Origin of the sequence: Pseudoalteromonas sp. T1lg88 (assembly GCF_002964765.1) — a bacterium.
Lineage (GTDB): Bacteria > Pseudomonadota > Gammaproteobacteria > Enterobacterales > Alteromonadaceae > Pseudoalteromonas.
Genome location: NZ_PQCF01000032.1, coordinates 164,442 through 187,468, shown reverse-complemented (window position 1 = coordinate 187,468; position 23,027 = coordinate 164,442). Strand labels below are relative to the sequence as shown.

Below are 23,027 nucleotides of genomic sequence, written 5' to 3'. Positions count from 1 at the left end.
GTTTGTAATTAGGGGCACATTATAACGATACGCAAATAACAATCAATATCATTTATTAATTTATTTAAATTAAGTTATTAGTTTTGATAACACCTGTTAAAGAAGTAGGAACTAATTGAGCTTTGACTTGTTTTGCGGCAGTGACATAACGAACTTAGCACCGCCTAAGGCGCTGCTATCAACACTGATTTTACCCTGGTGCCACTGCACTATTTTTGCCGTTATGGCCAAGCCTAGGCCATAGCCGCCGGTGCTTTTGGCACGGCTTTGGTCGAGACGAATAAAGGGTTTAAAGATATCGGCCCGTTTTGATTCCGCGATACCGGCGCCATCATCCTCAATGTAAACATCGCATTGCTCCTCATTGGAACAAATGCGCACCTGAATATGATGGCGGGCATGCTTGATGGCATTGCCGAGCAGGTTTTGCAAGGCGCGGGCTAAAAAGTGCGGGTCGCAACGATACAGGTTCGGTTGCTCGTGCAGCACCTCAATATGCACCTTGCTGTCAAAGTTCAGTTTTTCCACCATGCTATCGACCAGCTCATTAAGGTCGACCAGTTCCAGCGCCAAGGTCGGTCTCTGTGCATCTAAGCGTGCGTAGTGGAGCATTTCGCTGACTAAATTTTCCAGCTCGGTAATATCCGAGGTCATGGACTGCATATACTTTTGCTGCTTTTCGTCGCTGCCCTGCTCTAGCATGGCCAGAGCAAACTTAAGCCGTGCCAGAGGCGTGCGAAATTCATGAGAAACGGATGATGTAAGCTCACGCTGAGCGTTAAGCAGGCTATGAATGCGCTGCTGCATCACCTGCAAGGCATCAGTGATGGGTAATAAGAAGGAGCGGCCCATTCCGCTGACATTAATATCGGTGCGGCCATCCACCTGTGCACAAGTTTCACTGAGTTTATTAAAATCGCGCCACAGCATTAGACTCCACAGCCCTACCGGTGCGCCAACCACCAACAATAACAGCAAATAAGGGCCGACAAAGTTCTCGCCTGGGGCCTTAGGCAACTCTACTGGGCCTATTTGTAATAACTCTTGATCATCAAGAGGCACATACCAGAGCAAATGCTCTTCGGCATCGAAAACATGCACGGCCTGCGCCTGTTCAAGACGCTGCTCAAGCTCGTTCGGGAGGGAGATATCACTGCGCTGCAACAAACGCATGGGGTATTGACTATTAATATACTGACGACCGAGATCGCTTTGCGCCAAGGCTTTAAAATTGTTGCCCAACTCCATCGCCAAGGGTGTCGACTGCTCCTCTGTGGGCCATAGCCTTTCTATGGCCCCGGTCACTATGACCAGAGAAACAATAATATATAAGTAAAGGCTGACAAAGAGTTTGCCCAAGCTAGTTATTCACTCCAGGCGTCGCTGACGAAGAGATAACCTTGTCCCCAAACCGTCTTGATTTTATAGGGTTTATCACTGTTATCGCCGAGCTTTTTACGCAGCCGCGAAATACGCACATCCACGGTGCGATCTAAGCCATCGTATTGGCGGCCAATCATTTGCTCATGCACATATTCACGGCTTAACACCTCACCGGCATTGCTGGCAAGCAACCATAAAAGCTCAAACTCATGGGAAGTAAGGGTGATCTCACCGCCTTTTAAGGTAACGATACGGCTGTTTTTATCGATTTTCAGCTCGCCAAAGGTGACGCTTTGCACCACTTTATCTTGCTCTTGGGTACGGCGTAATAAGGCGGTAATACGGGCCAACAGTACTCTGGGCTCTGCCGGTTTGATCACATAATCATCGGCGCCCAATTCCAGACCGATCACCTGATCGAAGTCTTCACCCTTGGCGGTCAGCATCAAAATAGGGAAAGAATACTTATCACGCACTTCGCGGCATACGGCAAAGCCATCTTTGCCCGGCAGCATTACGTCTAAAATCATCAAGTCCACTTGATTCTTTTGCACATAATCCATTACCTCGTCACCGCGAGATAATACTGCCACATTGAGATTATTCTGTTGTAAGTAGTCCCGGGTTAGCTCCTGTAGAGCCAGATCGTCTTCGACTAAGAGTATGTTCGCCATGGGCCAACTCCTGAATTAAAAAAAACTCCACACGGAACGTAAGCGTCGACGCGAGCTGCGTAACGTTTGTAATTCCAGCTGGGTATCTACGACTAATTCGCCTGTGTGCGCATGAGTGAGGGAGTATATGGCGGGTAACTGAACCTCGGCTTTATACTGCCACAACCCCTGTTGCTGCGCGGGCCAGCAGCCCAAGGTGCGCTTATTTTCCAGCAAACACACCGGTATGGCTTCGGGCAAAGTCCAGCGAATATTGACCTCAGTTGTACAGGCCTGTTCTTTGTTTTCAACCACACAATATTGTGGCGAGATCTCCAGCAGTTCGTCACTGTACGCGGGCATGGCTGTCATTATCATCACACTGCCGATCACTGCTGTTGCCGCCACACTCATCATGCTAAAAAAGGTGCTTCACACCGATAAATAAGGTCAACGAAGAAGATTCCTTAAACAATGGGCTGGCTTTGGCCTGAGTATCGTAATCGATATAACCTAAATGCATACGCAGCGCATTGCGTTCGTCGACTATATAGCTAACGTCTATTTTAGCATAGGGCTGGACACTGCTACCAACAAGAATATCCGCATAACCGCCTGTTTCTTCACGACTTAAGCCATAAAAATAGTCGTTCTGCTCGCTACTGCTGTAATTGACGCCAATGTTGGGCTCCAAAACCCATTGCTCAAAACGATACCCCCAACGCCAGCTTGCTTGGGCGCGCCAGCCGCGATAAACATCGCTAACATCCGCCAAAGCCTTGACCTGAAACTGTCCTATCGGGGAGAAATAATGATATTCAAAACCAGCATCGAGAGCCCAATGGCGTTTATCAAGGTCATCGACTCTTACTCTTGCCGGACCTTCTGCTGCTAAAGGAGTATTACTGTCTATTTGTTGCAGCGCAAATACACTGCTGGGGTGCCAATCGACAAAAAATCGTGTTTCCGGGTTAACTTCGGTAATAGCGCTGAGCACATGCGCGTCTTGGTTAATAAAGGTGTAACCCAGCTGATTGTTGTCGAGGTACCAAGTATCTGTGTAATAGGCGATATCGGGAACCAGATACAAGGGCACATCATCGCCGCCATAAAGCGGATTGGTCATCATCCCATAGCCGATGTTCACGCCAAGATGCCATTGCTTTAAGGGTACCTCATTGGCCTGGACGCCACTGCCAAACGCAGCCAAGGCGGCACTCAACACCGAATTATGAAGCCCTAAACGCATATGCTTTCCCGAAAATAAAAGTGCCGCTATCCTAGCAACAGTCAAGGTTTTGTTCAGTATGCAATAACAATCATTAACAAATCACTTCATTTTGGTCACTTAGACGCCATTTATAATTGCTCAGCCAACTGCCAGCAGGCGCCGAGCACAGGCTCAGACAGACGCCGTTGCAAGGCCACCAAGCCAATTTCAAAAGGCGGCGGCGCATCGCCGACTTTGACTATCTGCACCTTATCACTAAACGGACTGTTCTCTAACACCACCTGCGGGATCAAGGCCACCCCTAAACCCAAACTGACCATGGACACCAGAGCTTCATGGCCACTGACCTGGGCATAAATGGGCGGCTGTATCCGCCTTGTTCGCCACCAATTAATCAAGCGGGTGCGATTTTCCCCCTGCTCGGGAATAATAAAAGGAAGTTGCTCCCAGGCAATCGCCCCGCCCTGATTGATCTGCTGGCTCACCTCACAGGGAATTTTTGGAGCGATAAATACCAGCTCAGACCAACCCAAACGACAAAATGCCAATTGTTGTGCCAAACGCTCGGGCCTGGCGGCGATGGCGACGTCTTCATGATGATCCAATACCCGCTCCGGCGCCTGAGCCGGGTCACCTGTATGCAACTTCATTTCAATTTTGCCATGGCGCTGACGCAGTGCCGATAACAAGGGGTTTAAAAAGCTGTAGGCGGCACTGACGGAGCAATAAATACTGAGCTCACCGGCTACCTCCTGCTCCTGGCTCAGGCTGGTTTTGAATTGCTGCCAATGAGCCAAGGTGCTTTTGGCATATTGAATAAAATGCATGCCTGCACAGGTCAACTGTACCTGACGGTTGTCACGCACAAACAGCTCGCTCCCTACCTCCTGCTCTAGCTGCTTAATGTTGCGGCTCAGGGTCGAGGCACTGATATAACAGCGCTCGCTGGCGCGACCAAAGTGCAAGGTCTCGGCGAGCGCCAAAAAGTAATGGAGTTGCTTATGTTGCATGGACACCTCGTTTCAATATCTGCAATACAATAATGCAAATATATCATTTTACGCAACACGCTATTTTGCCTACATTCAATAGCAGACCTATTTGCAGCACTTCTATTTTAAGGACCGACAATGGCAAATTACTTTAACTCTCTACCGCTGCGTGAGCAGTTGGCACAATTAGGGCAATGTGAATTTATGGACCGTAGCGAGTTTAGCGACGGCGTCCAGGTACTACTTGGCAAAAAACTGGTCATTGTCGGCTGTGGTGCTCAAGGCCTCAACCAGGGTTTAAATCTGCGTGATTCGGGCCTAAACGTTAGCTATGCGCTACGTGAGTCGGCCATTAGCGAGCAGCGCCAATCATTTCTTAATGCCAGCGAAAATGGCTTTGTAGTCGGCACCTATGAAGAGCTTATCCCAGATGCGGATCTGGTATTAAACCTGACTCCGGACAAGCAGCATAGCGCCGTAGTTGATGCGGTAATGCCACTGATGAAGCAAGGCGCCACCCTGGCTTACTCTCATGGCTTTAACATAGTTGAAGAAGGCAAGCAGATCCGTGATGACATCACTGTGATCATGGTGGCTCCTAAATGTCCGGGGTCGGAAGTACGTGAAGAATACAAGCGCGGCTTTGGGGTGCCTACGCTTATCGCCGTTCACCCGGAAAACGATCCACAAGGAAAGGGCCTGGCTCAGGCTAAGGCCTATGCCGCGGGCACAGGTGGCGATCGTGCCGGCGTTTTGCTGTCATCCTTTGTGGCCGAGGTAAAATCGGACCTTATGGGTGAGCAAACCATTTTATGCGGCATGCTACAAACCGGCTCACTGCTGTGTTTCGATAAAATGGTGGAAAAAGGCATAGACGCCGGATACGCCGCCAAGCTAATTCAATACGGCTGGGAAGTGATCACCGAAGCACTTAAACACGGCGGCGTGACCAATATGCTTGACCGCTTGAGCAACCCGGCAAAATTAAAGGCCTTTGCCCTAAGCGAAGAGCTGAAAACCATTATGCGCCCGCTTTATAACAAGCATATGGATGACATCATCAGCGGCGAATTTTCCAAAGGCATGATGGCGGATTGGGCCGAAAACGATGTTAAATTACTGAGCTGGCGTGCGGAAACGGCAGAAACGGCCTTTGAACAGCAAGAAAATAGCGATGTACAAATCAGCGAGCAGGAGTTTTTCGACAACGGTATCTTAATGATAGCCATGGTTAAAGCCGGTGTTGAATTAGCCTATGAAACCATGACGGCAGCAGGCATTAAAGACGAGTCAGCCTATTATGAATCGCTCCATGAAACGCCGCTTATCGCCAATACCATAGCCCGTAAAAAGCTTTATGAGATGAATCGCACCATCTCTGACACCGCGGAATATGGCTGCTACTTGTATAACCATGCCTGTTTACCCCTGCTACAAGACTTTATGCGCGATATCGACACGGATGTGATCGGCCGCGGTCTGGAGCAAACGGACAATGGCGTTGATAACCAAGCCTTGATCCAGGTGAACGCGGCGCTGCGTAACCACCCTGTGGAAATCGTCGGCACTAAGCTGCGCAGCTATATGTCGGCAATGAAAAAAATTGTATAGACGCTATAAATAGCCGTCACTCCCTTGCGCCCAAAGTCGATGCTTTGGGCTTTTTTTCTTTGTGAATCAAGCACCCATTCATGCTTTGTAACAATTCACCTGCCGGTGAAGCATCAGCCTCCACTATACTTAAGCGAGTATTCTTCCAAGGATTGGGGTCTAAGTTTTAGATACGCCTGAGCCGTGGAGGTTAGTATGCGCGCCTTAATTACCCTGGTTATCCCACTTTTGCTGTTATGGGGCTGCAATAGCACACAAGTCACAGAGCTTCCTCCACCACCGATTAATTTGGCGCAACACCCGCAGCTTCAGGCCCAACCGGTGGAAAGTTTGGAGGAAATATTCGCACTAACCAGTACCATGAAAGCCCAGTTAAATAACGTCTTTGCCACCCGTTCTGGTAATCTCAGCGCCACCAAGCGCTTAATGATGCTCATTTTGGAAAACGGCGACAAAAGCGTGCGCTATCAATCCGGTGCTACCCTGACCGCAGCGCAAACCTATAAACAACTCAATGCCAACTGTTTGTCGCTGTCCATTTTGGCCTTTAGCATGGCCGAACACCTGGGTCTTCAGGGGCAATTCCAGCGCGTACATATACCCGAGTACTGGGCCCTTAATCGCGGCTATAACCTGCTCACCGGCCATATTAACCTGCGCTTATATACGCCGCGTCGCCGTAATGACGTTTATGAACTTTACAACGCCGAACGTGAGGTAACTGTGGACTTTGCCCCGGATTTATCCGGCAGCCAGTTTAAAATCACAGACATCACCAAAGAGCGCGTCGCCGCCATGTTTTATAACAACAAGGGCGCCACCGCATTGGTAGATCAAGACTATGAGCGCGCCTACAGTTACTTCTATGCGGCCACACAAATGGATCCCTATTACTCCGGCGGCTGGGGTAATTTAGGCATCCTCTATCGTTTAATCGATGACTATGAGCGCGCCGAGCGCATCTATCAATACGCCATCAATATCGACAAGGATAACAACACGGCGCTCGGAAATCTGGCGATTCTGTATCGTCATACCGGGCGCGAACAACAAGCCGAGGAGATAGAGCATAAGCTGGTGCAAATGCGCAAAAACAACCCCTACTATCATATTGCCCTGGGTAACGACAGCCTGGTACAAAAACAGTACGCTAAGGCACTTACTCACTTTCGTAAGGCGCGCGAACTGGACGAGCGCATTCACGAAAGCTACTTCGGCATGGCTCACACCTATTACCTGATGGGCGATATTAAGGCCACACGCCGCTACTTGCTGATGGCGCAAAAGCGGGCGCAATTTGACTATGATAAATTGCGTTACCGCGGCAAACTGGCAAGCTTGGAGCTAGTAGCTAACAATCGATGAAGACACTCATATTTTTAGCCACGGCGCTTATTTGGCTGGCGGCAAACCCGGCCATGGCAACAAGTTCACCCCAATGGCACAGAGATTTAACCTACCTGAGCAGCGAAGATCTGGCCGGGCGCAAGGCGGGCAGCAATAGCGGTGCCCAAGCCGGCGATTATGTGCAAAGGCGGCTACAACAATTGGGATATCAAACTCAGGTGCAGCCCTTTGCCTTTAAGCAAGGCTTTTTTCAACAGGGTCAAGGGCGTAATATTATCAGCAATGATTGCCTGCAAAATTGTGTGGTGATCAGCGCTCATTACGATCATTTGGGAAACTCAGGACATAATTATTACCCCGGAGCCAATGACAACGCCTCTGGCGTCGCCGCTATCTTGTATCTCGCCGAGCAGTTGCATCCGCTGCGTAAGCACATCACCTTTGCCGCCTTCGATGCCGAAGAAAATGGCCTGCATGGCGCCAAACACTTTGTCGAAAACAAAGACCATGATGCGGTGCGCCTTAATATTAATCTCGATATGCTTAATTTACCGCGCGCCAACAGTCGGCTTTTTTTCTATACCCGAGAGTCATTATGCCCGATAGCGAAAAAGCATTTAGATAACAGTCCAATAAGAACCCAATTGGCCAGAAGCAACCGCAGCATTAATCGCCGTCTTGATGGCGAGCGTATCGACTGGCTAAGGGCCAGCGATCATTGGGCTTTTGCTCGGCAAAAATTGCCCTTTATCTTTGTCACCGCCGCAGATGACCCCCATTATCATCAAACAAGCGACACGATATCGCAGATCCACGACGAGCGTTATGCGCAAACACTGCAATTATTAACCCAGTTTATTGGGGAGTTGCTAGGATCTCGGTGCGATGATTTTCATGTTCGTGAATAAACTTTTCTTTGCCGGCACGACTACGCTTTTTAACCTCGTTCTCTAGTTTACAGGCAGCGCTGCGCGTGCCCACAGGCATGGTGAAAACCAAGGTGAGCGGACCCTTGCCCTTGAGGTTTTTCGCCCCCTTGCCCTGCTCATGGGCCTGCAGGCGTTTAACGACATTATTACTGACTCCGGTATACCAATGACCGTATTTTGTTTGCACAATATACAGCCACCACAACTCGGATTTATCTAAACTCATTAAACTAATTACCTCGGTTAGGGTCTTATACCAATTCACTTAAATAGCTAATCACTCTAGCGGGCTAAATATCGTGCTAACTGTGTTGAAATTTTTCGATGTAGAATAACATAAGAAAAATTCTGCCTTGTTATCACAACATTTATCCAGCGCTATATCTGATCACATACTTAACAGAATTGGTATGATTTATGATTTCGCGCTTTACCTTCGGTGTCGAATGGGTATCATGCTAACAACAATAAATAAGGACTGATAATCGAACATGCAGTGGTTTAAACAGTTTTCGCTGGTAGCAGCCATCGTTATTGTATGCAGTAGTTTAAGTGCATGCTCTAGTTGGGTCTACCGCATCAATATTCCCCAGGGAAACTTTCTAGAACAATCCGACGTTGATAAATTACGTGTTGATATGACCCGCGAGCAAGTACTTTACGTGCTTGGTAAGCCTGTTGCACAGGATGCTTTCGACAAGGATACCTGGTATTACCTTTATGTTTTCAACCTTGACCGCCAGTCCGAACAACGCAAACAGCTGAAGCTGCAATTTGCCAACGAGCGCCTGGTGAGCATCAGCTCGGAAGATTACGAGCAACCAGAAGACTTTAATACTCCGCTTGAACAATAGCGAACTGATGTAAAAAACGCAGCCCAGGCTGCGTTTTTTTATACTCAAGCTATTATTTTAACCCTTTAACCTTGGTCATCGCTTTTCACCTTGGCGCCAGTGATTTTATTGGCTCGTCCTTCTTCTTTAGCTTTTTCCGCGCGTTTACGGCGCGCTTCTTTAGGATCGGCAATAAGCGGACGGTAAATCTCTACCCTGTCACCGGCTTTAAGCTCGGTATCCAGCTTGCAGGTGCGGTTCCAAATACCCAGGGTCAGGTTTTTCATATCAATTTCCGGGCACTTTTCCACTATTCCCGATTTCAATACCGCTTCTTCAGCTGTGCTGCCCTTGGGCACTTCAACACTGAGCACGGTTGCTTTATCGGGCAAGGCAAAGACCACTTCAACTTCTATCATTAACGCTCTCCGTACACCACTTTGGCGCGCTGGGTAAAAGCCTGCACCATGTTTTTCGCGACCTCATTAAAGACGCGACCAAAGGCCATTTCCACCAACTTGCTGGCAAACTCGAATTCCAATTTAAGGCTCACCTTGCAGGCATGCTCATCCAGGGGCATAAACTGCCAATGACCATGCAGATGCTTAAAGGGGCCATCCACCAAAGCCAGGGCTATGGTGTGCTGCTCGGCATCAAGCGTGTTTTCGGTGGTAAACCACTTTTTTAGTCCGGCCTTGGATATTTCCAGTCCGGCGCGCATATGATTTTGCTGCTGTGCAAACACCTTGGCGTCACTGCAATGGGGTAAAAACTCCGGGTATGCATCGACATCATTGACCAGGTCGAACATTTCCTTGCTGCTATACATCACCAGCGCTGATTTTTCTATTTGTGGCATAACCTCTCCTCACAACAGCGCAATTCTAGCAAGCTTTAGGGCCAGCCCCAAGGGGCATTCGCAAGGCAGCTGCATAGGGTTAAAATCAGACCCCGCATCAAGCTCCAAACAGGTAATAAAAAACTGGTGTAAATACACATACAATCAGTATAATGGCGCCACTATGGCAAAGAAAAAAACAGCAAAATCGACCTCAAATACCATCGCGCTTAACAAAAAAGCGCGTCATGAGTATTTTTTACACGATAAATTCGAGGCCGGCCTTGAGCTTCAAGGCTGGGAAGTGAAAAGTATTCGCGCCGGTAAGGTAAATATCTCCGAAACCTATATTCATATAAAGAACGGGGAAGCCTACCTATTGGGGAGCCAAATCCAACCCCTGAACAGCGCCTCAACCCATACCATTTGCGATCCCATGCGCTATCGCAAGTTGCTTTTAAATAAGCGTGAAATCGACCGCTTGATCGGCGCCACCGAGCGCGAAGGTTACTCTTTAATTGCCACCGCCATGTATTGGAAAAAATGCTGGGTGAAATTGGAGTTTTACCTCGCCAAGGGTAAAAAGATGCACGATAAGCGTGCCGATACCAAAGAAAAGGACTGGGCCCGCGAAAAAGAGCGAACCCTAAAGCACAAGGCAAAATAAAGCGAACCCAGGTTCGCTTTTTTTATGCCCCTTACCTGCCAACCTGTCTAGAGCCATTGCCTAGAGCCACAACCTAGTAACAAAATATTGCATTCCCCTCGCCTGTAGCGCCCACAAGCGCCGCCCTTTCTGCCTTTCCCCCGTAATCGTAAAATAATCTACACGCTTTTTTACAGATTCAACCAAAAGGTGCATTGCTTTATCCTTGTTAACAATGTTAATTCTATGTTTCTACTAAATTTCTACTACACTCCTACGTGGATATTTAGCAGTAGATAATTATGACAATGAAAAATCCCCACAGGGATAATAATAAGGATTTCAGGATGAGAAAGTTCACACCCAGTGCTCTTGGCACGGCACTCACCTTGGCTTTAGGCACCGGCGCGCTATCCGTGTCTATTCAGGCCCAAGCCGAAGAGGCAACCACAGAAAAAGTCGAACGCATCGAAGTTACCGGCTCACGTATTAAACGTACCGATATGGAAGGCCCTTCACCGGTACAAAGTATCGGCAAAGAAGACATTGCCAATATGGGTTACGACAACCTGCAACAGCTGCTAGAGCGTATGCCAGTTGCCGGTAATGGTACCTTCTCGACCCGCGGCAATAACCAGGATTCAACCGCCAATGGTGGTGCCGCGGTGAGCTTACGTGGTCTAGGCCCAGATGCGACCTTGGTGCTGATCAATGGTCGCCGCGTTGCTATCAGTGCCTTCGCCGAGAGCATTACCAACTCTTTCGTTGATATCAACTCGATCCCGGTATCGGCCATCGAGCGCATCGATATCTTAAAAGACGGCGCCTCGGCCATTTATGGTTCCGATGCGGTGGCCGGCGTAGTCAACGTGGTCCTTAAAAAGGACATCGAAGGCATAGAGGTCAACCTCGGCTATGGTGGAACCACGGGACCAAACCATGAAGAAACCACAGCCAGTGTGGTCTGGGGTACCACCAGCGCCAAAGGCAGCGCCTCGGTTATTCTCGATTACTTTAAAAACACCGGCCTTGAATCCGATGAAATGGGCTCCTTAGGCACGGCCAACCAGTCACCTTACGGTGGTATGGATTTTCGCTCATCACGCGGTTTTCCGGGTTACTTCTACGTCGATGGCGTGAAAACCATTGACCCAGATTGCCCAGCCGACAGCGCTACCGCCAGCGGTAGCTGTTTATTCGATTACGGCCCTTATGGCTTTATTACCCCGCCTGCCGAGCGAGTGGGTGCCATCGCCCAATTCGATTATAAATTCGATAACGATATCACTGCCTTTATGGAAATCGCCGCCCAGCACAACTCCTCTAAAGCCGCTGGTGCACCCACGCCATTAGATGAAGATGCGGGCCTAACGGTTCCAGGTAGCCACCCAAATAACCCATTTGGTCAAGACATTGAGATCGGTCGTTACCGTACCGTAGATGCAGGACCGCGCCGCTGGGATATAGAATCAGACACCCTGCGCCTAGTTGCAGGTCTGCGCGGTGAAATCAACGACTGGGGCTGGGAAGTAGCAGCACAAAAAGGTCGCAGTAAGTCCGAGCAAAGCGGTGATCGCTCCATGGGTTGGGTTCGTGTTGACTTCCTACAGCAGGAAATCGATGCCGGTAACTATAACCCCTTCGGCGGTGTACAGAACTCAGCTGAAGTTATCGACCGTATCACCACCAGCCTGGTACGTCGCGGTGAGTCGCATATGACTTCATTCGATGCCAGCATCAGCGGTGAAGCCTTTGAGTTTAACGAGCAGACGGTAATGATGGCGGCAGGCCTTGAGTACCGTGAAGAAGACGTCAGCGACGTACCGGATGATCAATTCCAGCGCGGCTTGATCTTCGGCACCGAGTCGGTATCAGCAGCAGCGAAACGCGACCAGTGGGCAGCCTATGTGGAATTCTCAATTCCGCTAAGCGATCAGCTTGAGCTACAACTTGCTGGTCGTCACGATGACTACAGCGACTTTGGTTCAACAACTAACCCGAAAGTCGCCTTTAAATGGGCACCAAACGGCGAGTTCTCTTTACGTGGCTCATGGGCTCAGGGTTTCCGAGCGCCATCATTGGCACAAATTGGCTTAGGTCCATCGGAAGAGAGCCAATTCTTCGTTGATACCTATCGTTGTCAGGCCACGGGCCAAGACTGTGACTTACTTGACTACAACATCGAGTTTGCCGGTAACCCGGATCTGGAAGCGGAAGAGTCGGAATCTTGGAACCTAGGTGCTATTTGGGCGCCTGTTAACGAGTTCGGACTTTCAGTAGATATCTGGAGCATAGAGCAAGACAATAAGATTGACGAGCAAGACTTCGGTAGTGTTTACAACACTCACTGTAACGACCAAAACAGCACTGTGTGTGTTCGCCTTCCTCCTGCTGCAGGCCAAAGCCTGGGCGTGATCCAACAGGTGCATAGCACGTTTGAAAACGTCTCCTCGCAAGAAGCCTCGGGTATCGATATATCCACCAACTATAAGATGGATATGGACGACATGGGTCTGCTCAAGTTCAACCTTGAGTGGTCATATATGCACGAGTTCAACAAAGATGGCCGTGAATATATTGGCGAGTACGAGTACCCGCGTCACCGTGGTTTATTCGCCACCAACTGGGAGTTCCAGGACTTCAATGTCAACATGAACATCAGTTACGTCGGCTCGTTTGAAGATACTCCTGATATCGATTTCGACGGTGCCCTTGATTTTGACACCCAGAAATCACGTGACGTTGACTCGCACACCCTGGTAGATATTCAAGGTGCTTATAACTTCAATGACGATATTCGTATCTCTGTGGGCATGAACAACGTCTTCGACGAAGAGCCACCGTTCGCTATTGGTGATGGCGATTCCGACCTTTACGGTTATGTATCATCGGTACACAACCCCCGTGGTCGTTATATCTACACCAACCTGACATGGCGCTTTAACTAATACGCCAAACACGACAAAGGCCGCTAAATAGCGGCCTTTTTATTTGCGTTGTGATACCTGAGCTAGTTAGCCGTAGGTATATGAAGCTTGAATACCCAGCGGAATACCCAGACCCCAATAAGCCAGTAAGAACAGGCTCCAGCCTACGAGGAAAGCGATGGAGTAAGGCAGCATCATGGCAATCAGAGTACCTATACCTGTGTTTTTAACATACTTCTGACAGTAGACCACTACCAGCGGGAAGTAAGGCATCAGCGGAGTAATGATGTTAGAGCTGGAATCCCCGACGCGATAAGCGGCCTGAGTTAAGTCCGGAGAAATATTCAGCTGCATCAGCATAGGCACAAAAATAGGTCCTAGCAGTGCCCATTTCGCCGAGCTTGAGCCTACAAACAGGTTTACAAAGGCGGTTAAGAAGATGATACCGACTATGGTCACCCCACTTGGCAGCGACATAGACTTAAGTACCGCAGCCCCTTCAATGGCTAACAAGGCGCCGAGATTCGACTGCGCAAAGGCGGCAATAAACAAGGCACAGAAAAACGCCATAACTATATAGTAGGCCATGCCTTCCATGGACTTGGTCATGGCCATAATCATGTCTTTGGAGCTCTTAAAGGTACCGGCAACAAAGCCGTAGACCGCTCCGGGTATCCAGAACAGCAAGAAAATCAGCGGCACTATGGATTGCATAATCGGCGCACTAAAGTCCGCCAGATTGCCATTTTTGGCACGCAGCGGTGACGTATCTAAGCTCGCGACATAGGCTAACAAGGCCAAGCCGGCCAGCATAACGCCGGTGGCGATTAAAAAGGCTTTCTTTTCTTTACCCGTGGCCTGATCAAAGGCGGGCAGTTCATCGGTATTACCGTCCACTTCTGAGCTTTTCAGACGCGGCTCAATAATTTTGTCGGTGATATACCAACCCACCAGCACGATAAAAATGCTCGACAGTGAGGTGAAGTAATAATTGTTAAGCGGGTTCACTTCCATACTCGGGTCGATGATCTGCGCCGCACTTTGGGTAAAGCTTTGCAGTAAGGGATCTATGCCCGATGGAATAAAGTTGGCGCTAAAGCCGCCACTTACCCCGGCGAAAGCCGCGGCAATACCCGCCAAGGGATGACGCCCCATGGCATAGAAGATCACCCCGGCAAGCGGAATTACCAGCACATACCCGGCATCTGTGGCTGTGTGCGAAACAATACCCACCAAGATCACCATGGGCGTCAGCAGCGCCTTAGGTGTGCGTTTAAGCATCAACTTAATGCCGGTATTGATATAACCGGAATGCTCGGCCACACCCACACCCAGCATGGCCACCAGTACCACGCCTAAGGGTGCAAAACTGGTAAAGGTTGTAACCATGGAAGCCAAAAAGCCCGCCAAGGCCTGGCCAGTAAGCAGATTATTCACCACTATGGGGGCTTTAGTGCGTGGGTCGATAACATCAAAGGTCACGCCCGAGAAGGCCCAGGATAAAACCCAGATAAGTAACATAGCAAAGAGGAAGATCATCGCCGGATCCGGCAGTTTATTCCCCACTCGCTCTATGGTGTTAAGGAAGCGCGCGATTGCGCCGCCTGGTGCAGCTCCTTGCTGGTCACCGTTATTATTATTCATATTGTGACTCCTAATACCAATTCACTTAACAGAATTGGTATAACCTAAAAACAGTCACTCGGGCACTGGGCCCGAGTGAATAACAACAAGCAGCCTACTTGAAAATTAACATAAAGGCTACATGCTAAAGCATTAGAACGAACTAATGCCTGTAAACTAGAAATCCTTGGCTCTTAGCTGGCCAGGGCTTTCACCTGCTCCCAGATCACCACTACATGGTCGCGATCTGTGTCGGTTAATTCGCCATTATGATAGGCCTTAACCAGGCTCTGCTCGATTTGCTCGTTTAGCTCTGCTGGGCTTAGAGCCAGGTTTTCTACTTGGGCATAGCCCACGGCCAAATCAAAGTGACCGCGCAAATAGCCGCCGGCAAAAAGCTGGTCGTCATCGGCATGCTCAACCAGGTCGTCAAAAAAACGCTGTGCCGCGTCTACATAGTTTGAATAAGGCATTACTGCTCCTCATTGTGGCCCACGGCATAGAGCACGTGGTCATTAAAACCTGTGGTTACTTGGATATAACCGGATAATTCGTCGTCCAGGGCACTGTCGCCGGTATCACAAATCAGTGGCCGACCTTCAAGGGCCTGTAGCTTGCTCTTGGTCGCCACCACGATAATATTCTCTTTGCCTATGGCGCGAATAAGCGCCGGGCTCAATTGCTGGTTGCCGCGACCAAATAGGTGACCCTGACCACCTATCAGGGTGATCACCAGCTTAGTCGGCTGGTCTTTACAGGCCTCGAGCAACTGCTGCGCCGTCATATCCCGGCCAATTAATTCCTGGTCTTTTACCAGGTCAACGCCAAGCAGGGTGTTGTCCAGGCCCATTTCTTCCATTACCGCGGCCACGGTTGAGCCAGAGCCAATAATATATTGCCAGTCTTCGTCCATTTCGCTGACCACATAGGCGGCGATATCGGCAAGCACCAGCTCGTCTACTTCTTTACCGGCGCCATTCTTCACCGCCTGCACATAACGTAACTCGCTTGGCACCCGCAGCTCGCCATAGCGCTTGGCGCGTACCGCTCCGGCCCTAAAAGCGTCTTCGTCTATATCCATCACATCGCTTTCACTAAGGGTGACCAGTTCGCCCTTGACCAGCATTTCCACCACACGGCCTGCCGCTTTGGGGGTGATGGCATAGACGCCGGAGTGAATTTTACAACCGGCGGGAATGCCCAAGGCAGGTACTCGCTCACCAATGGCATGACAAAGATTGCGCGCGGTGCCATCACCGCCGGCAAACAAAATAAGGTCAACGCCCTGCTCACAAAGCAACTGCGCCGCATGCTCTGTGTCCTGTGCCGTAGTTGGGCTAGCACTGTGGTACACCACCTCAACATTAAAGCCAAGATCGCGGGCCACCTGCTCCCCCATGCCGCCATTGACGGTATAGATGGTTAAATTCTCTTGATAAGGCACCAGTTGTTCAAGCGCCGCGCGAGCACGCAGATGCGCTTTGGGCTCGGCCCCAAGGGCCATGGCTTTGGCCGCGGTATCGGCGCCATCACTGCCCTTTAGAGCCACCGAACCGCCTAGGCCGGCTACAGGATTGATAATAAAACCCAGCTTAAACTGCATAATCTAGTTCCTTTGGAGGTTGCCATTGTAGCTGCTCTCGGCGCAGCGGATAAGCTTGACCATAATTTTGTGCCAGCGCCTTAAGCAATTGCTCAGTGCGCTCATTAAAGCCCTGCTCTATCAGGGTCTGGAGTTTATCATAGACCCGCTTTTGGAAGGAAAAGCGACAGGTCTGCTCACCGCCTAGATTATCGGCGGAGACGTTAAAGGTAAAACCGGCGGCCAAACACAGCGCCCATTCAATGGCCTGTGGGTGCACTTCGACACTTTCAAACTCATGTTGCTGCGCCTTATCCCGGCCGTCGGGGCAATACCAGTAGCCATAATCTTCCAATTGACGTCGGCGCTCTCCGGCCACCAGCCAATGGGCTATTTCATGCAGGGCACTGGCATAGAAACCGTGGGCGAAAACGATGCGATGAAAGTCGCACTCGTCATCGGCGGGCAGATAAATAGGCTCAATATCGCCTCGTACCAAGCGGGTGTTATGGCTCGCAAAAAATGTGCGCTCAAAGAGCGTGATGAGTTCGTCAACCTGATGCATAACTAAGGGGAAATCTAAAACACAGCGCGATTGTACGGGCTTTGGTCGCTAAAGTAAAAACGCAGCCTAGGGGCTGCGCTTTTTGTTAGGCTCTTTGCCCCGGGATGGGCCCATGCTCAAGTTGCACATCAGGGTTTTGCCCCCGTTGACGCAATAAGTGATCCATCAGGGTGATGGCCATCATGGCCTCGGCAATGGGAATGGCGCGAATGCCGACACAGGGGTCGTGGCGACCCTTGGTGATCATCTCCACCGCTTCATTGCTGGTGTTGATACTCTGCCCCACCACGGTAATGCTGGAGGTTGGCTTAAGGGCAATACTGGCAACAATATCCTGACCGGTGGAAATGCCCGCGAGCACGCCGCCGGCATGGTTAGAGGTAAAACCTTCGGGAGTCAGCTCATCGCGATGCTCAGAGCCCTTTTGTTCGACTACCGCAAAGCCGTCGCCGATTTCCACGCCTTTAACTGCATTGATGCTCATCAGCGAATGAGCCAGCTCCGCATCGAGCCGGTCAAACACAGGCTCACCCAAACCAACGGGAACGCCACTGGCAACCACCTTGACCTTGGCGCCGATAGAGTCGCCTTGTTTTTTCAAATCGCGCATATATTCGTCCAGAGCATCAAGCTTGCTGCTATCTGGGAAGAAAAACGCATTTTGCTCGACCTGTGCCCAGTCATACTGCTCGGCCTTAATGGGGCCAAGCTGTGACAAACAGGCTTTGACTTCTATGCCATGGAATTGCTTAAGGTATTTTTTGGCAATAGCACCGGCGGCCACACGAATCGCGGTTTCCCGTGCCGATGAGCGGCCACCACCACGATAGTCACGAATACCGTATTTGTGCCAATAGGTGTAATCACCATGACCAGGACGAAACACGTCTTTGATCTTGCTGTAGTCTTTGGAGCGCTGATCTGTGTTTTCAATCAACAAACCTATGCTGGTACCCGTGGTTTGTCCTTCAAACACGCCAGAGAGGATCTTCACTTTATCCTCTTCACGACGCGCCGTGGTGTAGCGACTTTGTCCCGGTTTACGGCGGTCTAAATCGCCCTGTAAATCCGCTTCATCAAGCTCTAAACCGGCGGGACAACCATCGACCACCCCACCCAAGGCGGGGCCGTGGCTCTCACCAAATGTGGACACCCGAAACAGCTGCCCGATACTATTACCTGCCATATTTCATCCTCATTCCAAATGGCGCGAAAAGTCAGCGAGTCTTATTGCCCAAAGTAGGCGTCAAGATCCGCTTTCGAAATCATAAATACCCCAAGGCCACCGTGTTCAAATTCTAACCAGGTAAAGGGCGCATCGGGGTAAAGCATATCCATATGTACCATAGAGTTGCCTACTTCAACAAATAACAAACCCTGCTCGGTCAAATGGGCAGAAGCCTTGGCCAGTAACTCACGGGTTACATCCAAGCCGTCTTCACCAGAGGCCAGACCCAGCTCGGGCTCGTGATGAAATTCTTCTGGCAAGTCAGCCATGTCTTCGGCGTCCACATAAGGCGGGTTAGCAACGATAAGATCGTATTTTTCATCGCCGACGCCACTAAAGACATCGGACAGAATCGGCATGACTCTATCCTCTAACTGGTAATCCTGAATATTGATATCGGCCACAGCTAAGGCATCCGGGGAGATATCCACCGCATCCACCAAGGCGTTGTCAAAGGCCTGCGCAAGGGCAATGGCGATACAACCTGAGCCGGTACACATATCCAGTACGCGGGTGATCTGCTCTGGGTGTTGAATCCAAGGAGAGAATTGCTCACTGATCAGCTCGGCAAAAGGCGAACGCGGTACCAACACTCGCTCGTCGACATAAAACGGCATGCCAGCGAAATAGCCTTGATTAGTCAAATAGGCCACTGGCGTACGCTCATTAATGCGTCTGGCGATAAGCGCACTCAAATGTGCTTTTTCGCTGCTGGTCAGGCGACTGCCAAGCAGGTTTTGCGGCGCATCCATAGGCAAGTGCAGTGAAGGTAAAATAAGTGCCACCGCTTCATCCCAGGCGTTGTCTGTACCATGGCCAAAGTAAATACCATGGGCGCTAAATTGACTGGTTGTCCAGCGTAGCCAATCACTAATGCTATGCAATTCCTGCTGAGCTTCTTGCAGTTCAGCGTCGCTAATAAGGTTTTCGTTCATATTCTGTTGCTAGTTCAGCTAATAATGTCGCCATTGTAGCGTGTTTAGCGCTAGGTTTTTACGCTTTTTTTGGCTAAAATCTCGGCCATGAAAAAACACCAATCTCCGAGTTCGGACAACGCCGAACTATCACAAGACGACATCGATTTATTTCGCCAAAGCATAGGCACGACCAAGCGGGTGAAAAACGACACAGTGCGTCTGACAAGCGGGCAAAAAAAGCACATAGGCGAGCGCCAACAGGTGCAGCGCCAAAGCAAAACCGAATTCTACTTTTCCGATGAGTACATTCCCGATATAGATACCCAGGGTACGGTCAGCTATGTCAAAGAAGGTGAAGACAGGTATCTGGCTAAACAGTTACGTCGCGGGGATTATGCACCTGAGCTTATCCTGGATTGCCACGGCATGAGCAAGGAAACGGTGAAGCTGGAACTGGCGGCGCTGATCAGTGCCTGCAAAAAGCAGCATGTGTCCTGCGCCTGTGTGGTACATGGCATTGGCGAGCGCATATTAAAGCACAAGGTACCTCAATATCTTGTGCAGCATCCGGATATTATTGCCATGCACCAGGCGCCGCTGGAATACGGTGGCAAGGGTGCCTTATTAATTTTGATTGACCTACCCGTGGATATCAGTCCACTACTGTAGTGCCCTGCCAATAGCAAAGGGCTCGTAAGAGCCCCTTGAACGCCCTTACTCGGTCGTCGCCTCGCAGCCGGAAATAACTTCTGGCAACTCGGCCACCGCCTGTTCCGACAGCGGCGGGCTAAAGTAATACCCCTGCACCACAAAGCAGTTATTGGCTTTTAAGAATTCCATCTGCTCCTTGGTTTCCACGCCTTCGGCCACCACATTGAGATTCAGCTTTTGCGCCATGGCGATAATAGCCGCGGTGATCGCCATATCGTTCGGATCATCCGGAATATCCTGGACAAAGGAGCGGTCAATCTTAAGCACATCAACAGGGAAGCGTTTTAGGTAGTTAAGCGATGAATAGCCAGTGCCAAAATCATCGATGGAAATCGACACGCCCAGGCGTTTAATATCATGCAGTTGAGAAATGGCGGTACCCACATCCCCCATCAGCATACTTTCTGTGAGCTCCAAATGCAGATTTTTGGGAGCCACCTTGGTCTGCGCAAGAATATTGGCAAGACTAGGGATCAAATTGGCATCTTGGAACTGGCGCACCGATAAGTTCACCGAAACATTTGCTTCAAGCCCAGCTTGGGCGCGGCGTGCGGAGAACCTGCAGGCTTCATGGAGCACCCATTCGCCAAGCTCAACAATCAAGCCCGTGGCCTCGGCGATAGGGATAAACTTCACCGGCGAAATGGCGCCCTGTGTCGGGTGCGTCCAACGGATCAAGGCTTCAAAACCCAGTACCTTGCCGGTGCGACTATCAACCTGAGGCTGATAATTCAGATGGAATTGGCTGTCACGAATACCTTGGCGTAGCTCGTTTTCAATATACAGGCGTTCGTTGGCGGCGGCGTTAAGCTCACTGGAATAGAAGTGATAGGTGTTTTTGCCCTTGGCCTTGGCCTCATACATGGCCAGGTCCGCATGTTTAAGGAGTTGGTCTTCCTCACTGCTGTCATCCGGCGCCATGGTAATGCCGATACTGGCACTGACGATCACCTCGTTATTGCCCAGGGTAATGGGCTGATTCAAGGTGTGCTGTATGGTGTGGGCTACGTTTCTAGCGCGCTCGTGACTTTCAATACCACTGAGCAGCACGGCGAATTCATCGCCACCAAGACGGGCTATGGTGTCTTCGGTACGCAAACGATTTTTCAAACGATTGGCCACCTCGACCAGAAGTTGATCACCGCTGTCATGGCCCAGGGTATCGTTAATGCGCTTAAACTCATCAAGGTCGAAATAAAACAATGCAAAGGCGTAGTGACCACGCTCGGCCAGGGCCATGGACTTGCGCAGCTGCATGCGGAAGAAAGTGCGGTTAGCCAGACCGGTCAGGGTATCAAAATAGGCCAGTTGTTCCATTTTACGCTGGCTTTCTTTCACAAAGGAGATATCCTGCGCCGAAACCACATAGCTGCTTACGCCCCCTTCCTCATCGCGGATAGGTGACACGCTTAGAGACACCCACAGCGCCTTGCCGTCTATTTGCTCCAACATGGTATCGCCACGCCAATAATTGCGGGTGCGCAAATCGTATTCGATGTCGTCGTTAAAGATTGCCATTTCCTTGGCTATCACGTTGAGTAATTTGCCATTGGTAAAATGCTCTTCATTAAAGCCGGTCATTTCCAGCATTTTCGGGTTTACATATTCGATTTGCAGCTGATAGTTGGTGATCAATACCCCGGTGCCAGAATGCGCCACCGCCTTGGACAAACGATTGGCGGCCCGCTCGGCAATGTCTTTTTCTTTAATACGCTGATTAAGGCCGGTGATGGTGTTGGCCAGCTCCACGCTCATGTCTTTAACAGAGCCGTTGAGTACGCCTATTTCGTCCTTGCCCTCGGGAGGAAATTCAGTGTCCATCTTGCCTTTAGCAAAACTGGAGACCGCATCTACAAGCAGATGAATACGGCGCAGCACCAGTTGATATAGAGCCTGATGTAACAACAAGGCGACCAAAATCGGGTAGAGAATAAAAAGTGCTAAGAATTTAATCTGTAACGCCTCAAGTGCTTCCAATGCACTCGATTGCTTACGATACATGCCCACATACCAGTTGAGACCCTCAAGCTTACTCATGGTGCCCAGGTACTGATCCCCTTCATATTCAAACTGCTCGTTCATGGTCGACTGCTCTGAATTCAAGGTCTTGCCGACTAACTCCGCCAGTTGGGGGGTAATAAAGTCGGACAGGCGCAGCACCCGCCCCTCACGGCCGTAACGCTGATATGTTGCCTCATCCAGGCTCGAATGGGCCAACAACTGGCCTTGGCCATCAACCACGAACACTTGCTGTTGCTTATCGTCCATGGGCAAGAAACGCAGCAAACTGCTAAGTTCGATATCGGCGCCGGTTAGGGCTAGATGTTCATTGTTCTGATAAATGGGCGTCACTATGCTGACCACCCATTTGCGACTCACAGCGTCGTAATACACAGGTGTCCATAGCGTAAGCCTATTGGGGTTTGGTTCTGGGCCAACACGATTGAAATTAATCGCATCATGGGTGCGATAATTATCCGGCCTCTCCATAGCCCAGGTTGAAGGGGCAATACGAATAAAACCATCGGCGGTTAACAAGTAAAAATTGGCAAACTCTTGCAGCAAAGTTGGCGAAATAACCCGCCAAAGTTGCTCGGAATGGGTAAATAATTGTTGATAATAAGGAGAGTAATTGGCTTTTGGCATTACCGCAGCGCTCACGCCATCACGGGTACTGCTGCGCAGGAGAGGCTCATCGCTGCTAATAAAATGCGGCGTCGATGCACTGCGCTCAAGCTCGCCAGAAAACAACTCCCTGGCCACCACCGCATTAGCTTGTTCGGCAATATTGATTTTACTATCAATTAATTGCCCAAATTGACCACTAAATCGGGCATTGTATTGGGTCAGTTGCTCATTTTCTTGGAGCATCAATTGTTTTTGCTCGGATTTGAGCATAAACACGGCAGCAAAAATACCGGCGATCAAGCATATAGCTGAGATCAATACCGATAGCTTTATGCTTAGCGAGTGTATGCCAAATCGCGATGGCGGACGCCTATAGACCACAG

22 protein-coding genes are annotated in these 23,027 nt (G+C 50.0%); 7 read left to right on the top strand and 15 right to left on the bottom strand.

Annotation, left to right across the window (positions count from 1 at the left end):
• Positions 1 to 111: 111 nt before the first annotated feature.
• From C2M34_RS12475 to ilvY, 5 genes are all read right to left on the bottom strand, one after another.
• On the bottom strand, positions 112 to 1,359 hold the full coding sequence (locus C2M34_RS12475) for an ATP-binding protein (protein ID WP_105201036.1): 1,248 nt from the start codon (positions 1,357 to 1,359) through the stop codon (positions 112 to 114).
• A 5-nt stretch (positions 1,360 to 1,364) separates the two neighbouring features.
• The gene (locus C2M34_RS12470) at positions 1,365 to 2,057 is read right to left on the bottom strand and encodes a response regulator (RefSeq protein ID WP_105201035.1); all 693 of its coding nucleotides are present in this window, start codon (positions 2,055 to 2,057) and stop codon (positions 1,365 to 1,367) included.
• A gap of 15 nt (positions 2,058 to 2,072) precedes the next feature.
• Positions 2,073 to 2,444: a DUF3019 domain-containing protein gene (locus tag C2M34_RS12465; protein WP_158681444.1), complete on the bottom strand. Its 372-nt coding sequence runs from the start codon at positions 2,442 to 2,444 to the stop codon at positions 2,073 to 2,075.
• A 10-nt stretch (positions 2,445 to 2,454) separates the two neighbouring features.
• A complete protein-coding gene (locus tag C2M34_RS12460) occupies positions 2,455 to 3,285 on the bottom strand; it encodes a MipA/OmpV family protein (protein ID WP_105201033.1) in 831 nt (276 codons plus the stop codon).
• Positions 3,286 to 3,395: 110 nt separating this feature from the next.
• Positions 3,396 to 4,277 (bottom strand): HTH-type transcriptional activator IlvY, encoded by an 882-nt coding sequence (ilvY, locus tag C2M34_RS12455; protein WP_105258969.1) that lies wholly within the window; start codon positions 4,275 to 4,277, stop codon positions 3,396 to 3,398.
• A gap of 120 nt (positions 4,278 to 4,397) precedes the next feature.
• Here ilvY and ilvC point away from each other — a divergent pair, with 120 nt between their 5' ends.
• The 3 genes from ilvC to C2M34_RS12440 all read left to right on the top strand — a co-directional run bounded on the left by ilvC (position 4,398) and on the right by C2M34_RS12440 (position 8,125).
• Positions 4,398 to 5,870, top strand: coding sequence for a ketol-acid reductoisomerase (ilvC, locus tag C2M34_RS12450; RefSeq protein ID WP_105201031.1), 1,473 nt, complete (start codon positions 4,398 to 4,400; stop codon positions 5,868 to 5,870).
• 195 nt (positions 5,871 to 6,065) lie between these two features.
• Entirely contained in the window at positions 6,066 to 7,235 is a 1,170-nt protein-coding gene (locus tag C2M34_RS12445) for a tetratricopeptide repeat protein (RefSeq protein ID WP_105213027.1), read from the top strand.
• Positions 7,232 to 8,125 carry a M20/M25/M40 family metallo-hydrolase gene (locus C2M34_RS12440; RefSeq protein ID WP_105258968.1) on the top strand — a complete coding sequence of 298 codons (894 nt, stop codon included), beginning with the start codon at positions 7,232 to 7,234 and terminating at the stop codon, positions 8,123 to 8,125. Before C2M34_RS12445 ends, C2M34_RS12440 begins: the two co-directional genes overlap by 4 nt.
• On the opposite strand, the gene C2M34_RS12435 is transcribed toward C2M34_RS12440, so the two are convergent.
• Entirely contained in the window at positions 8,073 to 8,372 is a 300-nt protein-coding gene (locus tag C2M34_RS12435) for a GIY-YIG nuclease family protein (RefSeq protein ID WP_105201028.1), read from the bottom strand. The genes C2M34_RS12440 and C2M34_RS12435 overlap by 53 nt on opposite strands.
• Before the next feature lie 265 nt (positions 8,373 to 8,637).
• On the opposite strand from C2M34_RS12435, the gene C2M34_RS12430 reads away from it, so the two are divergent.
• Positions 8,638 to 9,000 (top strand): outer membrane protein assembly factor BamE, encoded by a 363-nt coding sequence (locus C2M34_RS12430; protein ID WP_105201027.1) that lies wholly within the window; start codon positions 8,638 to 8,640, stop codon positions 8,998 to 9,000.
• A gap of 65 nt (positions 9,001 to 9,065) precedes the next feature.
• Here C2M34_RS12430 and C2M34_RS12425 read toward each other — a convergent pair whose 3' ends face one another.
• Together C2M34_RS12425 and C2M34_RS12420 are read right to left on the bottom strand one after the other, a co-directional pair.
• On the bottom strand, positions 9,066 to 9,398 hold the full coding sequence (locus C2M34_RS12425; protein WP_105213029.1) for an RnfH family protein: 333 nt from the start codon (positions 9,396 to 9,398) through the stop codon (positions 9,066 to 9,068).
• Positions 9,398 to 9,838, bottom strand: coding sequence for a type II toxin-antitoxin system RatA family toxin (locus C2M34_RS12420; RefSeq protein WP_105201025.1), 441 nt, complete (start codon positions 9,836 to 9,838; stop codon positions 9,398 to 9,400). The genes C2M34_RS12425 and C2M34_RS12420 overlap by 1 nt, the downstream gene beginning before the upstream one ends.
• A 163-nt stretch (positions 9,839 to 10,001) precedes the next feature.
• Here C2M34_RS12420 and smpB point away from each other — a divergent pair, with 163 nt between their 5' ends.
• Entirely contained in the window at positions 10,002 to 10,484 is a 483-nt protein-coding gene (smpB, locus tag C2M34_RS12415; RefSeq protein WP_105201024.1) for an SsrA-binding protein SmpB, read from the top strand.
• A gap of 326 nt (positions 10,485 to 10,810) precedes the next feature.
• The gene (locus tag C2M34_RS12410; protein ID WP_105201023.1) at positions 10,811 to 13,411 is read left to right on the top strand and encodes a TonB-dependent receptor plug domain-containing protein; all 2,601 of its coding nucleotides are present in this window, start codon (positions 10,811 to 10,813) and stop codon (positions 13,409 to 13,411) included.
• A 66-nt stretch (positions 13,412 to 13,477) separates the two neighbouring features.
• Here the strand turns inward: C2M34_RS12410 and C2M34_RS12405 are convergent, their stop codons facing one another.
• The 6 genes from C2M34_RS12405 to prmB all read right to left on the bottom strand — a co-directional run bounded on the left by C2M34_RS12405 (position 13,478) and on the right by prmB (position 19,323).
• A complete protein-coding gene (locus C2M34_RS12405; RefSeq protein WP_105201022.1) occupies positions 13,478 to 15,034 on the bottom strand; it encodes an AbgT family transporter in 1,557 nt (518 codons plus the stop codon).
• A gap of 173 nt (positions 15,035 to 15,207) precedes the next feature.
• Positions 15,208 to 15,486, bottom strand: a complete 279-nt coding sequence (locus tag C2M34_RS12400) for a YfcL family protein (protein WP_105258967.1) — start codon at positions 15,484 to 15,486, stop codon at positions 15,208 to 15,210.
• On the bottom strand, positions 15,486 to 16,616 hold the full coding sequence (locus C2M34_RS12395; protein ID WP_105258966.1) for an ATP-NAD kinase family protein: 1,131 nt from the start codon (positions 16,614 to 16,616) through the stop codon (positions 15,486 to 15,488). Before C2M34_RS12395 ends, C2M34_RS12400 begins: the two co-directional genes overlap by 1 nt.
• Positions 16,606 to 17,160: an elongation factor P hydroxylase gene (locus tag C2M34_RS12390; protein ID WP_105258965.1), complete on the bottom strand. Its 555-nt coding sequence runs from the start codon at positions 17,158 to 17,160 to the stop codon at positions 16,606 to 16,608. The genes C2M34_RS12395 and C2M34_RS12390 overlap by 11 nt, the downstream gene beginning before the upstream one ends.
• An 85-nt stretch (positions 17,161 to 17,245) precedes the next feature.
• Positions 17,246 to 18,346, bottom strand: coding sequence for a chorismate synthase (gene aroC, locus C2M34_RS12385; protein WP_105201018.1), 1,101 nt, complete (start codon positions 18,344 to 18,346; stop codon positions 17,246 to 17,248).
• Positions 18,347 to 18,387: 41 nt separating this feature from the next.
• Positions 18,388 to 19,323, bottom strand: a complete 936-nt coding sequence (gene prmB / locus C2M34_RS12380) for a 50S ribosomal protein L3 N(5)-glutamine methyltransferase (RefSeq protein WP_105213033.1) — start codon at positions 19,321 to 19,323, stop codon at positions 18,388 to 18,390.
• A gap of 87 nt (positions 19,324 to 19,410) precedes the next feature.
• On the opposite strand from prmB, the gene smrB reads away from it, so the two are divergent.
• On the top strand, positions 19,411 to 19,974 hold the full coding sequence (smrB, locus tag C2M34_RS12375; RefSeq protein ID WP_105201016.1) for an endonuclease SmrB: 564 nt from the start codon (positions 19,411 to 19,413) through the stop codon (positions 19,972 to 19,974).
• 45 nt (positions 19,975 to 20,019) lie between these two features.
• On the opposite strand, the gene C2M34_RS12370 is transcribed toward smrB, so the two are convergent.
• Complete coding sequence (locus tag C2M34_RS12370) at positions 20,020 to 23,025, bottom strand: bifunctional diguanylate cyclase/phosphodiesterase (RefSeq protein ID WP_105258964.1); 3,006 nt, start codon at positions 23,023 to 23,025, stop codon at positions 20,020 to 20,022.
• Positions 23,026 to 23,027: the final 2 nt, after the last annotated feature.

What these genes read in the sequence shown, in the direction of transcription:
- C2M34_RS12470 (WP_105201035.1), bottom strand. Translation starts at nt 2,057, where the DNA reads ATGGCGAACATACTCTTAGTCGAAGACGATCTGGCTCTACAGGAGCTA.
- C2M34_RS12460 (WP_105201033.1), bottom strand. Translation starts at nt 3,285, where the DNA reads ATGCGTTTAGGGCTTCATAATTCGGTGTTGAGTGCCGCCTTGGCTGCG.
- ilvY (WP_105258969.1), bottom strand. Translation starts at nt 4,277, where the DNA reads ATGCAACATAAGCAACTCCATTACTTTTTGGCGCTCGCCGAGACCTTG.
- ilvC (WP_105201031.1), top strand. Translation starts at nt 4,398, where the DNA reads ATGGCAAATTACTTTAACTCTCTACCGCTGCGTGAGCAGTTGGCACAA.
- C2M34_RS12445 (WP_105213027.1), top strand. Translation starts at nt 6,066, where the DNA reads ATGCGCGCCTTAATTACCCTGGTTATCCCACTTTTGCTGTTATGGGGC.
- C2M34_RS12440 (WP_105258968.1), top strand. Translation starts at nt 7,232, where the DNA reads ATGAAGACACTCATATTTTTAGCCACGGCGCTTATTTGGCTGGCGGCA.
- C2M34_RS12435 (WP_105201028.1), bottom strand. Translation starts at nt 8,372, where the DNA reads ATGAGTTTAGATAAATCCGAGTTGTGGTGGCTGTATATTGTGCAAACA.
- C2M34_RS12430 (WP_105201027.1), top strand. Translation starts at nt 8,638, where the DNA reads ATGCAGTGGTTTAAACAGTTTTCGCTGGTAGCAGCCATCGTTATTGTA.
- C2M34_RS12425 (WP_105213029.1), bottom strand. Translation starts at nt 9,398, where the DNA reads ATGATAGAAGTTGAAGTGGTCTTTGCCTTGCCCGATAAAGCAACCGTG.
- C2M34_RS12420 (WP_105201025.1), bottom strand. Translation starts at nt 9,838, where the DNA reads ATGCCACAAATAGAAAAATCAGCGCTGGTGATGTATAGCAGCAAGGAA.
- smpB (WP_105201024.1), top strand. Translation starts at nt 10,002, where the DNA reads ATGGCAAAGAAAAAAACAGCAAAATCGACCTCAAATACCATCGCGCTT.
- C2M34_RS12410 (WP_105201023.1), top strand. Translation starts at nt 10,811, where the DNA reads ATGAGAAAGTTCACACCCAGTGCTCTTGGCACGGCACTCACCTTGGCT.
- C2M34_RS12405 (WP_105201022.1), bottom strand. Translation starts at nt 15,034, where the DNA reads ATGAATAATAATAACGGTGACCAGCAAGGAGCTGCACCAGGCGGCGCA.
- C2M34_RS12400 (WP_105258967.1), bottom strand. Translation starts at nt 15,486, where the DNA reads ATGCCTTATTCAAACTATGTAGACGCGGCACAGCGTTTTTTTGACGAC.
- C2M34_RS12395 (WP_105258966.1), bottom strand. Translation starts at nt 16,616, where the DNA reads ATGCAGTTTAAGCTGGGTTTTATTATCAATCCTGTAGCCGGCCTAGGC.
- C2M34_RS12390 (WP_105258965.1), bottom strand. Translation starts at nt 17,160, where the DNA reads ATGCATCAGGTTGACGAACTCATCACGCTCTTTGAGCGCACATTTTTT.
- aroC (WP_105201018.1), bottom strand. Translation starts at nt 18,346, where the DNA reads ATGGCAGGTAATAGTATCGGGCAGCTGTTTCGGGTGTCCACATTTGGT.
- prmB (WP_105213033.1), bottom strand. Translation starts at nt 19,323, where the DNA reads ATGAACGAAAACCTTATTAGCGACGCTGAACTGCAAGAAGCTCAGCAG.
- smrB (WP_105201016.1), top strand. Translation starts at nt 19,411, where the DNA reads ATGAAAAAACACCAATCTCCGAGTTCGGACAACGCCGAACTATCACAA.